This is a genomic window from Leptotrichia sp. oral taxon 498 (genome assembly GCF_002240055.1).
In the GTDB taxonomy this organism is placed as follows: domain Bacteria; phylum Fusobacteriota; class Fusobacteriia; order Fusobacteriales; family Leptotrichiaceae; genus Leptotrichia; species Leptotrichia rugosa.
In genome coordinates this window covers 1,459,045-1,472,251 of the sequence record NZ_CP016753.1, presented here as the reverse complement: position 1 = coordinate 1,472,251, position 13,207 = coordinate 1,459,045, and the positions used below count along the sequence as shown (strand labels likewise).

15 protein-coding genes are annotated in these 13,207 nt (G+C 35.1%); all 15 read right to left on the bottom strand.

Going from position 1 to position 13,207, the window contains the following annotated elements; all coding sequences use genetic code 11:
• Window positions 1–39: 39 nt before the first annotated feature.
• The 15 genes from BCB68_RS07380 to terL all read right to left on the bottom strand — a co-directional run bounded on the left by BCB68_RS07380 (window position 40) and on the right by terL (window position 13,207).
• Window positions 40–2,253, bottom strand: coding sequence for a phage tail tape measure protein (locus tag BCB68_RS07380; protein ID WP_094080192.1), 2,214 nt, complete (start codon window positions 2,251–2,253; stop codon window positions 40–42).
• Window positions 2,243–2,395 (bottom strand): hypothetical protein, encoded by a 153-nt coding sequence (locus tag BCB68_RS10575; protein ID WP_157697372.1) that lies wholly within the window; start codon window positions 2,393–2,395, stop codon window positions 2,243–2,245. The genes BCB68_RS07380 and BCB68_RS10575 overlap by 11 nt, the downstream gene beginning before the upstream one ends.
• 44 nt (window positions 2,396–2,439) lie before the next feature.
• Complete coding sequence (locus BCB68_RS07375; protein ID WP_094080191.1) at window positions 2,440–2,892, bottom strand: hypothetical protein; 453 nt, start codon at window positions 2,890–2,892, stop codon at window positions 2,440–2,442.
• A 19-nt stretch (window positions 2,893–2,911) separates the two neighbouring features.
• Complete coding sequence (locus BCB68_RS07370; protein WP_094080190.1) at window positions 2,912–3,340, bottom strand: phage tail tube protein; 429 nt, start codon at window positions 3,338–3,340, stop codon at window positions 2,912–2,914.
• A 17-nt stretch (window positions 3,341–3,357) separates the two neighbouring features.
• On the bottom strand, window positions 3,358–4,491 hold the full coding sequence (locus tag BCB68_RS07365; protein WP_094080189.1) for a phage tail sheath C-terminal domain-containing protein: 1,134 nt from the start codon (window positions 4,489–4,491) through the stop codon (window positions 3,358–3,360).
• Entirely contained in the window at window positions 4,491–4,955 is a 465-nt protein-coding gene (locus tag BCB68_RS07360; RefSeq protein WP_094080188.1) for a hypothetical protein, read from the bottom strand. The genes BCB68_RS07365 and BCB68_RS07360 overlap by 1 nt, the downstream gene beginning before the upstream one ends.
• 11 nt (window positions 4,956–4,966) lie before the next feature.
• Window positions 4,967–5,389 (bottom strand): hypothetical protein, encoded by a 423-nt coding sequence (locus BCB68_RS07355; protein WP_094080187.1) that lies wholly within the window; start codon window positions 5,387–5,389, stop codon window positions 4,967–4,969.
• 13 nt (window positions 5,390–5,402) lie between these two features.
• Window positions 5,403–6,407: a major capsid protein gene (locus BCB68_RS07350; RefSeq protein ID WP_060917196.1), complete on the bottom strand. Its 1,005-nt coding sequence runs from the start codon at window positions 6,405–6,407 to the stop codon at window positions 5,403–5,405.
• An 18-nt stretch (window positions 6,408–6,425) separates the two neighbouring features.
• The gene (locus BCB68_RS07345) at window positions 6,426–6,803 is read right to left on the bottom strand and encodes a head decoration protein (protein ID WP_094080186.1); all 378 of its coding nucleotides are present in this window, start codon (window positions 6,801–6,803) and stop codon (window positions 6,426–6,428) included.
• Between the two features lie 12 nt (window positions 6,804–6,815).
• Window positions 6,816–7,781, bottom strand: a complete 966-nt coding sequence (locus tag BCB68_RS07340) for a hypothetical protein (RefSeq protein WP_094080185.1) — start codon at window positions 7,779–7,781, stop codon at window positions 6,816–6,818.
• Window positions 7,782–7,851: 70 nt separating this feature from the next.
• Window positions 7,852–8,331 carry a phage virion morphogenesis protein gene (locus tag BCB68_RS07335; protein ID WP_157697371.1) on the bottom strand — a complete coding sequence of 160 codons (480 nt, stop codon included), beginning with the start codon at window positions 8,329–8,331 and terminating at the stop codon, window positions 7,852–7,854.
• A 96-nt stretch (window positions 8,332–8,427) separates the two neighbouring features.
• Complete coding sequence (locus BCB68_RS07330; RefSeq protein WP_157697370.1) at window positions 8,428–8,619, bottom strand: hypothetical protein; 192 nt, start codon at window positions 8,617–8,619, stop codon at window positions 8,428–8,430.
• A gap of 24 nt (window positions 8,620–8,643) precedes the next feature.
• Window positions 8,644–8,991, bottom strand: coding sequence for a hypothetical protein (locus BCB68_RS07325; RefSeq protein WP_094080182.1), 348 nt, complete (start codon window positions 8,989–8,991; stop codon window positions 8,644–8,646).
• Window positions 8,984–11,752 (bottom strand): phage portal protein family protein, encoded by a 2,769-nt coding sequence (locus BCB68_RS07320; protein ID WP_094080181.1) that lies wholly within the window; start codon window positions 11,750–11,752, stop codon window positions 8,984–8,986. The genes BCB68_RS07325 and BCB68_RS07320 overlap by 8 nt, the downstream gene beginning before the upstream one ends.
• A 12-nt stretch (window positions 11,753–11,764) precedes the next feature.
• Complete coding sequence (gene terL, locus BCB68_RS07315) at window positions 11,765–13,207, bottom strand: phage terminase large subunit (protein WP_094080180.1); 1,443 nt, start codon at window positions 13,205–13,207, stop codon at window positions 11,765–11,767.

Sequence of the window (13,207 nt, the reverse complement as noted above, 5' to 3'; positions counted from 1 at the left end):
TAGCACCCATTTGCGCCATTTGGGTGTTAATTTGAGCATTTATATCGACCTGTTTTGAGTGGGTTTCGATGCTTCGTTATTCAAGTCCTCCATACCCTTTTTGACCTCATTTATTGCTTCAGTAGCTTTTTGTGCATCATCTTTTCCAAATAACTTCTTAAAGAAGCCGCCAACTTTAGAAATAACATTCCCAAAAAATAAAAAAGTTTGTGTAATCGCTTTTACTGCACCTCCAAGTACAGTACCAATTATTTGTGCCAAACCAACTAAAAGAGGCATTATGAATTGCAAGGCTCCTCCAACTACACTAGCTATTGTGCTGAAGGCACCTGATATAGTGGCGGAAAAAGTTTGCCCCTGTGCTCCAGCAAGTCCTGCTGCACTTGCAAAACTTCCAAAAAGATTAATGATAACTGCAAAAACTGCATTAAAAACAGCTCCTAATATTGATATTCCAGCTCCAATTCCAGAAAATACCGCCGTTAATACACTTCCAAGCCCTTGAAAAGATGCCCCAAATTGACTTGCATTTGCTTGAATTGTTTGGAAAAACCCACCAATTACACCTGACCAGCTGCTAATTAACGGCATAAAGGACTGACCTATACTCGAAAAAGCCGTCCCTATTGCCGGAAGAGCTCCTTCAAAACTTTGAACCATTTGTGTCGCCATTGGAGTTATCGCTTGTCCTGCTTCTATCATTCCTTTTGCCATTGAAGCCTTCATCCGATTAATCGAAGGCCCTATTCCTTGGTCCATTTGCTTATACGCCTGTTCAGTTGCACCATCAGAGTTTTGCATTTCTTTCATATTTTCTGCAAAATCTTTAGCATTTTTTCCAGTAACAGACAAGGCAAATGACCCCGCTTCAACACTTCCAAAAAATTCATTAATATTCTTACCACTTTTTTGTGCATGCTGATCCAATGCCTGCATAGCAGTCTGCAAATTTCCGCCTTGTGCTATAAAATCTTTAAACGATTTACCTGTTGCGGCTTTAAATTCTTTAGAAGCTGTTGATGAACCTTTTGAAAATTCACTAAATGCAGCCTTCATTTGTGTCATTGTCTCACTTGTAGGTGTTCCTTTTGCTGTCATAGTTGCTACTACAGCAGTCAAATCACTAAACTGTACCCCTAAGCTACTTGCTACAGGGGAAACTTGGGCAATACTGCTCGCCATTTCGCCAAAAGTAGTTTTACCTTTTCTTACCGCCGTAAACATTAAATCACTTGCTTTTTTGGCACTTATATTTTTAGCACCAAAGGCGTTTACAACCGAACTTATACCATCCACAGCAATTGCTGTATCATTCAGACCAGAGGCTATAGTTGCTTGCTGTGCTACATCCAAAAATCCCTTAACATCATTAGCCGCAACACCAGCGGATAAAGCCTGATACATCGAAGCGGAAATATTATCAGCCGCTTGTCCATACTTTTGAGATAAATCCAATACATCTTTGCTTAATTTATCTTTAGTTTGCTGTGAAGCATTCGGCAACATCGTGTAAACCATGTTCATTCCTTTTTGAAAATTTCCAGAAGCCTGTACAGCTTTTACAGCAAAACCTGCTGTTGCGGCAGTAAGAGCACCAATCGCAACAACAGTTGCTCCAACAGGACCAGTTGCAAGTCCTGCAATTCCTTTTAATGCAGAACCTAATGCTCCTACTCCACCACCACTTGCACCAGCTTCAGCCGATGCCTTCGCAATATTTTTTAATTTAGTGGCAAAATTTCCTATACTCCCACCAAGACTTCCAGTCAAAAAAGAAAAAGCCTTTTTTCCAAGACTTCCTATTTTTTTCAAAGGTTCTATTAAAAATTTAAGTTTTCCGCCTATCACACTTATAAGCGAAGCCACTTTACCACCAAAAGCTTTCATTAGTGAATTTCCTGTTCCCTCGGCAGCAGGTTTTACTTTCTTGATTTGCTCTCCACTTTTTCCCGCTTCGTCCCCCAGTTTTTTCACATCATCGGAAGCCTTTTTAGAATTACTGGAAAGTTTTTCTGTATCTGTTGCGGTCTTTTGTGCGTCATCCCCTAGTTTTTTTACTTTTTCTCCTGAAGAGTTGGCACTGTCCGCCGCTTTTGATAAACTTTCTCCTAATTTTTCATTACTAGCTGAGCCCGTTTCAGCCGCCTGTGACAATTCTCCGAAACTTTTTGCAAGTGAACTGAATTTTGATATAGCTTCGTCTATCCCGTCAACCTTGACTTCCATAGCCACGACATTTCCACTATCCGCCATACAACATCACCCCCATTTTAGAGTATTCGGAAAATCTCTCATTTTCTTTTTCCTGTAAAATCTCATAAGCCGCTATGTAATAATCCCAAATATAGCCGTCATGTATTTGATTAAAATCAGCAGGTGTCCAGCCCTTTTGCATATAGTAAATAATTGCATTAAGTTCAGAATCAAAAATATTTTGATTTATTTTTTTTTTAATTCTACAACATTTGGATTCTTACTGCTTTCAAAAAGAGCGGTCTGTTTATTTATAACTAAAATTAATATTTCCATAATTTCGTTGTCAGTAAAAAAACTTTTAATAATCCCTGCTCTGCTTTGTGCTTTTAGTTCCACCATCAGTTCCCCTGCCAAATCTGTAAAATTAGGTTCCACGAAAGTATCAAATAAATAATCGCAAATAACAGCATTTGATTTTGTAATTTTTTCGGCAAATATTCGTTCTATTTCTTTTTTTGAAATAGTAAAATCCGTAATTCCAATTTTACCGCAAAGCTCTATAAAGGCTTTAAAGTCAGGAACTTTTAATTTAAAGACAGTGTCTTTGTAGCTTTCTAAAGTAAATTCTACCAATGATTTTTCTTCACGAATTTTATTCGCTTCCTCACGCCTTTTCAATAATTCCTTTAAATTCATATTGAATCACTTCTCCCTTCTAAATTAATTCAACCGCTTTAAGATCTTTTGGAAGATAACCAATTTTCAATTCCTCGTCCATTTCTTCCCCACGCTTAGCTTCTATAGAAAACCCATCCTCATTCCAGCAGTCAGTAATTCTAATTGCTTCAGCACCCGCAACATCAGGGTCGTCAACTTGGAAATATAATTCAAAATACACTTCATTTCCCTTAGCTAATTTTGTAAATTTCTTAAACCAGTTTGAATTTAACTTATATCTTTTAATAGTGCCTTCCCCACTAGCACCGACAATCTTTTTACCTTTCTGTCCTCCAGGAAGCCAAACTTCTTTTCTCTCTATTTTAGTCTCTATTTTCACTTCAGATACTTCCGCAAATACTTCACCATCAATCATAAGTGTTCCATGTGATCCAGAGATTACCTGATTCGCCTTAAATATATCCATTCCTTATCATTCCTTTCTTAACTTTGAATTATAGCTTTTCCAAAAAAGTCTTCCATACAGTCAAGCGGCATTAATTCATCACATCTTGCATAAACTACATCAACCGTATTAATTCTACGAAGTTTAGCTTCACTCATTTTATCCACTTCTTCCTTCGATATACCTTTTTCTGTCATCAAATATAATTTGTGCCGCTCCACATCAATATCAAAAGAATTTGAATAATCAGGGTCTAATATTCCTTGATTCATAAGACTTTGAGTGTAGGCATTGACCGCATTTAGAAAAGCTATTTTATTTAAATAGCCATTTAATCTTGCACCTTTATAGTCATTCCAAGACTTTTTCAAATCCTCGATTATCGTGAATAAACTTCTTACGACTTTAACCTTGCTGAATCTACGCTGTCTAGTAGTATCAGGCGTTATAAATGAAGTAACTCCACGATTAATCACATAATAGCTGATTCCGCTGTCATCTTTTTGAACATTGACCGCTATTTTTCCTTGTTTAGTTATTTTACCCGGTTCTGCTGGAACATCACATTTTTCCAAGAATCCCATTTTCATATTTGTAATACTTCTTGAAATAGGACATCCCGCTTCCATACTAGCAATAGCGAGCGCAAATTCTTTATCACTATATGTATGACCGCTCACAGTTGCTCCTGTTATGCCGCAATTTACCACTGCGTGATGATCCGGTACTTTATCCGAAGCAACAAATACAAAAAAGTGGGCCTGGTCAAAATCCAGTGCTAATTTCCCCAATTCTGTGTTATGTCTACTTTTAGCGTAGCTTATTAAATTATCTGTCTCGCTTTCTGTTGCACTTGGTATAACTATACTGTCAACTCTATTTTCCAAATCGCTCAAAACATCTGTTATTTTTATTGATTCCCTTTCATCTTCCTTTACTCTTTTAACAATAACTTTATAAGGGCTTCCAACAAATGCCAAATCTTTTAACAAGTTAAAATTTTCAGTACTCCAGTCTGTCTGTCGCACATCCCCTCTGCTGTTAAAAGTGTAATCCCTGTCATCTTTTGTACTGTCAAACAGCACTACTCCTATGACTCCTTGCTCACTTCTGGCAATGGCAGTTCCTGCTCTTTCTTCGATTTCCAAAACAAATTTTGGACTCCCGTTCATTATTCATCACTCCTTTTACTTAAATATATATTCTTAGCTGGACTATATTCCTTCATATTGTCAATTGCATATTTTATTGGAAAACTTGTATCAAATGTCCCAGTTATAAGACATATCCTCAAAGTTTCTTTTGCTTCTACCGATTTCAGTTCTCCAAATTGTAAACTCATTTTTTCAGAAAAGAATATTCTCCTGTTCTCATCTAAATCTTGTATTTTCTTTTGAATATCCAGCGCCTGTAAAATAAAGTTCCCCAAGTCATCCTGTACTTTAGGCTTTATAATATAAAAATTCAGTATAGCACTGTATTCTTTAGCATTTTTCACAATAATTCCGTTTATTTCACAAATTACTGAATTTATCACAAAATCCTCGGCTTCCAAGTCATCTGTTATATAAAACGCATAATCAGGATAATCTTTTTCCAGCTCTTCCTTAAATTTTTTAAATACTATGTCAAACATCACATCAGCTCCTAAAATCTATAAATCCGTCCATATCTATTGTCGTTCAAAAGACTTGAACCGCTGCTATCTTCAGAACTCCCTTTCAAACTTTCCAGCAGCTTATAGAGTGTATCTCTCTTATCTTCTGAAATTTTTTCTTTCTCTAGGCTTTCATATATTTTCCAAGCCACATAAAGCTCATTTAATACTCTTTTTGTTTCGGAATCCAAAAATTTATATTTCTCATCGCCTATAAAAATCGTTACAAAAATTTTACAATCTGGGACAAGCTGATTATTTATATAATCAATGAATTCTTGAGCCGTCCTTTTGGAATATCTGCAAACTTCAATAGATACGACTTTAGGAATATAAGATATTTTTTCTAACAACTTTTCATCAAGTTCAGGAGCAGCTCCATTTTCAGAAGTCCCTCCCACCTTTTCCAGCATAATCAATCACTTCCTATTTTGAGTTGGGAACAATGGCGATGCTGTCCACATTAGAAATTTCATATCTGACAATAAAATCTTTAATAGCAACTACTGGAGCAAATGCTGATTTGCAGAACATTTTAGCTCTTGCAGTCTCTTTATTGGCAGCTGTTTCATCCAGTATTTCCTGTCCAACAAATACAAAAGGTTTTCCTGTCGCATCCACCGCTTCAAGTGCCGCAAATACAGGAACTAAAGCATTGTCATTTGATAAATAAATCATATTGTCAGTTGCAATATCTCTGCCATTAAAGTCTTGAGCTGTTCTCAATTTAGAAATTCTTTGTCCTAGCAAGTCTAAATAAACTTGTTTTTCATCAGCAGATAATCCAATTGAATTGGAATAGGCTTTTGCAACTTCAATGAATTCATTGTTTTTGATTAACTTATCAAATAAAGTTCTCCCTAATTCAATTCTGTCAGGCATTACCCCATTTTTTTTCTCATAGTCATCAATTATGTCAAAGAAAAAAGTAACCCAGTTATTAATTTTCTTGGCATCTTTTGCAATCGGGTTATTGAATTTAAAATCAATTTCAGTTTGAGAATTTGCTTGAACATATTTCCCTTGCAAGAAAGCATTAGCAGCCATTTTTTCCTTAGTTTTCAACATCGCATTTTTCAATTTTAAAAGCAATCTGTCTTCCTGATATTTTTGCGGATCAACCATTTGACCATTAATAAAGGTAGCAGTTCCACCATTCATAATAGGTTTTAATTCATAAGAAGCAGCCACAATATCAGGCGTAATTGCCATACTTTCCATACCATTTACCTTTATGAAAGGAATTTCACTCCCACGCTCAATAATACTTGCTTCAACCAAGTAATCATTCAAATCTTTTAAAAGAATAGTTTCATTGTCGCTCATATATTCAGGATTTGCATTTCCAAATCTGTCCAGATAGTGCGTCTGCACCTTTGGCTCTACAACCGCATATAAAGCCATTAATTTTAATTGTATATCGTTTAACATCTATAATCATCTCCTCTGTTATTTTGCTTCAATATTATCAAATCTTACATTTATTCCGTATTTATCCAGGTTATCAAGTGCCGCATAATCTGTATCAGTTAGACCAACAACAAGTTTTCCATCAATATCACTAGCCCTTACAACTTGAATCTTAACATCTTCAGTTGTCGCATCCACATCTTCATCCGCACCGACATAAAAAGTTTTTGGCAACTTACCTCCAGGTGTGCTGGAATCATATTTCTTATATTTCCCAGTAGTTGTATCATAAACTAATGCCTGACCGTATTTTATAACTTCACCTTGTGCCAATGTAACCGTTTTTCTTGGAAAAAACTCATTTAGCACAATATCCTTTTTCTTATCTTCACCATAAAATTTAACTCTATTTTTCACATCCACCACTCCTTATTTAATATTGTTTCTAGCTTTATATCCTGCTATTTCATCGGCTATCATTTGCTGCTGTCTTGAAACTTCATCATCATCGCCGCCAAACTCCAGCGGCTTATGCCCACCAAAACTTGGCAAGTTTTCAAACAGTTTAGATAAAATATCGCTCGACTTAACTGATTGATTATTGCCGTTTACAGAAAATTCAATAACGCCGTCATTATTTTCAAAAGATTGTTTAATAAACTCTTCGATCCCTAATTTTTTCAAGGCAGGTGTTATCTTGTTAGAATTCTTTAACATAAATTCTCTTATTTCCTGCTCCCTTGCAAACTCTTTTTTAACTTCCGCTCTAATTTCGTCTTCAGTTTTATCAGGCCCTTTGTCTTTTGGAATCTCAACTTTTTTCAATTCTTCTTCAGACAAGGTTTTCAATACTTCATTGACCGCTTTTATCTTGTCTTCACTTCCAGCTTCCAACAATTTTTTCAAAAATTCTTCAAAATTCATTCCGTCTTTTCCTCCATTATTATTTTTATCTTCGGCACTTCCACCGTCGCTAAATTCAATTATATTATTTTGATTAATCCAATCCATCTCAAATCCTTGAGAAAACTCTCCTTCAGCAAAACTTCCGCTATTGCTGACAGCAGGTTCAACCCCAACAGGAAGTGCGCCAACACGAGTTATCTCCCCATTTTCAATCTCAACAGAAAGCCTGTCGACCTTACGGTTCTTAAATTCTTTTCTGTCAAAGATTTCAACATTATCAGCAACTATCTCATCGCCTTTAATATTTATATCTTTGAACTTCCCAATAACCGGAATTTCATTTCTCAATACTCCAAGTTTTGTAAACTCGCTTGTATGATAAGGGATTATATCCAGCTCTTTTTTATTATTAATAAGATTAGCTAAATGTTTGTTATCCCATTTACCTTTATTACCATAATCTCCAGCTTTGAATAACACAAAAGACATATTTTTTGCTCCTTTCCTTTTAAAAAATTTATATAATAAAAAAAAATTCAGCATACAACTGAATCATAATTTATAAAAATAATTTTTTATTAACAAGATAATCATTAATAATTTTTTTCAAATCCTCTTTATTTTTATCACTGATACCGCTAAACTGCCGCTTAGGAATAGTTACCGATTTGGCAAAGTAATCAGTACCGTCGACTTTAAAATGCAGAACTTTAGCATTCTTAGGCGTTATAGTTCCACCTCTATCGTGAATTCCTGCATAAACTAAATTACTGAATATTGAAATACTGTTTCCCTTTATCGTAGCTGTCCCCAAAGAGCCTTTAAGCATTCCTGTGTCATTAAGCGGTTTCCCTTTTCTGATTTTCAAAGAGGCCCACGCATTTCCCTGATAATCTGTTCCGCTGTCAAACCTTTTTCGCATTTCATTTTCCATATAAAACGCTATCTCGTCAAACATTTCTTCTTTACTGACGCTTCCAAGTCTTTCCTTAAAACTGGAACCTACACTATCGAGATTGGTTGTTATAGTAATTCTCATAATATTTCCTTTCATAAAAAAAATCACAGCTAAATTAATAACTGTGACCAGTTTTCGGTAGCTATTCGTACCCGTACTCTTTTTCTTCTTCCTCTGTTAAAAACCGTCATTAGCCGAATCGAATGCCTCAGAAATTATTGCTTTTATTCTTTCTTTTGGCGTCATTTTTGCAAATCTTGCATTTCTCTCTTCTTGAGTTTCTTCAGGTTCAAACATGTCATCAGAAATACCTTCTTTAAATATTTTTAGAGCTTCGGTTAATGATTTTTTTCCTTCCATTCTTTCCACAACCTTTCTATAAATTTACCTTTTTTATAATTGGTTGTACCATTTTAATGCATCATCTACTCTTTTATTGAAAATGCTCCATCTGCTTTTCTTTTCCTTTTCTAAAATACTCTCAACTTCTCTTTTTCGTTGAACATCTTTATCCCCTAAATATGCTAACTCACTTTCTAATACTTTAGCTCTCTTTCTAGGTGCAGTATAGCATTTTTCAAGCTCTCTTATAATCTGTGTTTTTAAATCCCATTTTTCACTCCAATGACCTTCTTTAAAGATAACATCTATTTTTTTTAGCCACTGCTCTTTTGTCCAATGTGGGTGATCTAAATTACTGTATTTTTCTCTTAACTTTTTCAATTTAGTTTTTTCATTCATTTTTCATCACTTCCAAATGTAAAATACCATCTTCAAATTTTAAAATCTTATACTTTTGCCCAACATTTAATATGAATTCTTTTTCATCCTCATAAGCACCTTTACCATTAATGTAAAGACCCTGAGTCCCTTTTGGAGCATTTACAATTACTTTATACGCTTTTGAATTTTCAACTTCATCCATAAAATCATTTGCTATATTTTCATCAAATGAAGTTGATATAAATTGATTAAAAGTGTTATTTTCTTTTAAATAGTTAAATTCTGGTTCACTAACACCTCGATATAATTTTAAGTCATCTTCTAGTTTATGTTTAGATAAAACTCTCTTTATATCCGATGTAACATTACCTAATCCATAGTAATCTCCATAATACTCATCGTAAATCATGTCATCTTTCACTTCGCCACGGAGATATTTATTTATTTTTGTATATTCATCGCCTGTGTATCTTTTAAATGACTCTACTTCTTTCTTTGTTAATTCTCCATCTCCTGGATTATATCCAAAGACTTCAAAAGTTTTATTCTCATATTTTTTAATAATTTTATCATCGGCTTCTTTATAATTAATTTTAACTCTATTTTCAACTTTTTGCAATACTTCATTTTCAATTTCTTCAACAATTTTAACTTTTTGCCTATAACTATTCTCAAGTGTTTCTATATAGCCAACATCGCCTATATTATCCGCAAAACTTCCCACATCCAAACCAATGTCATCACTGCTTACAACTTCACTCGGATCTACTTCATCTTCAGTTAGGGATACGGTATAACATCTGCAATTAAATCCATTTGGCGGAAAGTATTTGTCAGCTTCAGGCGTTCCCACTTTAAATATTTTCCCGTCAAGTTCCTTTGTATGCTGCTGTTCTCTTCCATCTAAAATACCGCAGTAGCGATAATATGGATAACGCTCTTTGTACTTGTCAACTTTCAAATGAATACCTGCGTTATAGGCGTGATTCATATTTGTTCTGAATACGGTTTTTAAATATCCCTCATTTAGCTTTAATCCGCTCTCTGACAGTATTTTATCAACATCTTTTTTCCAGTCTTTAAATGTTCCGCCATTCTCGAGTGTATTCGACATCTGCTTAAATATTTTTTCTGTCACATTGACATCTGTAACCTTCTTTATCCAAAAATACTTTTGCCGTGAATAATCCATTTCTTTTTCCACATCAGTGTATAAGGCAGGATGTTTTTTCAGGAAATTATCAAGTGCGGCATTCTTTGTCTTGGTTCTAGTATTTGCAAATTCTGTTACCCCGCTATCGACCATAGCGGCATTGTCAAATCCCTGCAAAGTCGACATCAGCATTAAGTCTTCCAGTATATTTTCATAGTTAAAGTTCAAGTCATAGAAATCTGAAATATCTTTAGCTTTTTCTATCTTTTCTTGTACAGCTTTCAATACATCCTTCTGCCATCTTTTAAAATTATTTTCAACAAATCTGTCAAATCTAGCCTGATTCCTTTCAATTAATTTTCGTTTCTCATTTATTTTATTGATATTCAGTTTTTTTTTACCTTTAGCAAATTCACTTACTTCAGCCTTCTCTACTTCCACCAAGTCAATCACATCCACACCCAGCATTTCTGCTATCTTATCTTTAGTAAAGGCATATCCGCTCTCCATAATTTTAACTATAGAGTTCACTTTCTCAGTCATAGTTTTCGCTTTCTTATCTTCCAGCTCCAATGTTTCTTTTTCGTCAATCTCTTCGACAAACTTAAAATAAAACTTGCTGGGGTCGTACCCATACAAGACAGAATCCAGCTCGATAAGTTTTTGAATCCAGTCCCTAATCTTTTTGACTTTAGATTCTATCTTATAATTTTGCTGTTCCTTATGAACTTCACCCAAGGCCCTGTTACCGCTATTTCCATCCACTCCAACTACTAATGTACTTCCAAGTAAATATCTCTGCACGGCTTTTGACTTCTCACTCAATAATTCCTGATAGATTTCAGGTTTCAAGTCATCTAATTTAATAAATTTTATGAAGTCATCAAGCGATTTTTCCCCGGCACTCGGTACTGCCAACACATCTTTACCTTTAGCATTTTTTAAATCTTTAGCCTGCGCTTCCACATCTTTTTGCCTAGCTTTAATAACTTCTGGCGGATCTGTTTCAACAGCAGGTTCATAAGCGAATACTGTTATAATGTCCCCATATTTTTCTATAATCGCATTTAACTTGCTCTCCAAATGCTCTTTAGCCTTGAATACAGGAACAAGAGGCAACAAATCTGAACTTCCCTGTAAATTATCCAGTCTTTCTTCATTAACGCAAACTAAAAAACGGTTGGGTTCTTTCGCAATAACAATCTCACTATCACGAGTTTTAATCGTCCAACCGTTATCCTTGTTATATTTTATATATTTATTTGGCAACAGTACCAAATCATCAATCACTGTCCCTCCTGTATCATCTTTGCCATAAATAATCTCAAATATAGATTTCTTATATATTTCCGCTCTCAGCACATTTTCCAAAAGTTTAACCATATTAAAATTATTAAATCTTTCTTGAATGCTTTCAGCCGTTTCCAGATACTCAGGAACATCTGTCTCAATTTTCCACTCTTTAGATGTTACACTTTGCGTCATAAGCTGTATAGCCTGTGCCACATCGACATCAGCCAACATCTTCTGCAATGTTTCATCGTCAATATCTCCGCTATAAGAAACAGAACCAAGTGATATTATTTCTTTTACCAAAGCACTTACTACATTTTCCCTGATACTCACATTTCCTCCTTTCTATACACTTATAAATTTTCTAATATATCTTTTTGAATTTTGAATCAAATCATTTATAACAATGCCCGCATAACTGCACACATCAACAGCGTCATCATGCAAAGCATTTGGAAATTTCAAAAGTTCCTCTTCAAGCTCAAAAAGTTTATCTAAATTTTTATTGAAATAAACTTTCCCATTTTCAAACATAACTGATATGTTCAAGGCCCTTGTCATTTTATCTGTATCGGCTTTCAACTCCTTTAAGGGCATTCCCTCTCTGTTCGCCTGCTGAATTATCCCAATACCGCTACTTTTGCTCTCAATAGCTTGAAATCTCAATTTATATCTATTCCTAAATTCCTTAATCACATTCCATTGGTCAGGAACTTCCAATCTTTCAAGCATTAAATCAACTAAATACAAGTTCCATTCCCTGTCGCACATAAAAGTGGCAATTGCCGTATAATCACTATTCTTTCGAGTACTCATAGCGGTATCTATTGTTTGAAAATAGAAGCAATCTTTCACATTTACATTTTTATCAGCAGTTTTGATGAAGTCATTATCAATATCGAAATATTTAAAGTACTGCCGTTTAAAAAGTCCGCCGTCTTCAATTTGGGGTCTCTGCTGATAAAGTGCCGCAAATTCACGGCTACCTATCGCCTTTTTAATATTTTTAAGTTCTTTCAATCCGTACCGTTCTTCCCATAACGCCTCTCCAACATTTCTTCCTAAAATATCATTTTCTTCGGCAATCGCTGGAAGCACAATACCATCAAAAACTTCTCCTGTACCGCTTTCCATCTCTTTAGAAATTCTACCGACCAAGTCATCCTCATGCCACCTGGTTTGAATAATTATAATCCCGCCACCAGGTGCCAATCTTGTCCGAATAGTTGACTGATACCAGGCCCAGACCTTGTCTCTTTGAAGTTTACTGTTAGCGTCTTCCCTATTTTTAAACGGATCATCAATAATCGCAATATGCGCCCCCTTACCTGTTGCACTTCCTCCAACACCTGTACTCACAACAGCACCACGATGTTCTGAAATTCCCCAGTTATCACCGGCACTCTTATCCCTGTCAATGATATTATTAAAAATCCCAGTCCCATTTCTACTGTGTTCCCTATAAGTATCTCTCGCTATTTTCCCAAAATCTCTAGCCAAATCCATTGAATAACTCGCAATTATAATCTCATAGTCAGGATTATTCCCAATTATCCAAGCAGGAAATTTCTTCGTCATAGTTTCCGATTTAGAATGTCGTGGCGGCATACAAATATAAAGTCTTGGACTTTTACCAGCTTTCACATCTTCCAAAAACTGCTGGGCCTTATCACTCAAAAACTGTATATGCCTAGAATTTTTATATCTTCCATTCCCATCAAAAATAAGGAAATCTCGCAAATTCCGTCGTGAAAGCTCCTTAGTTGCTTCCAGCCGTATCACTTCCAT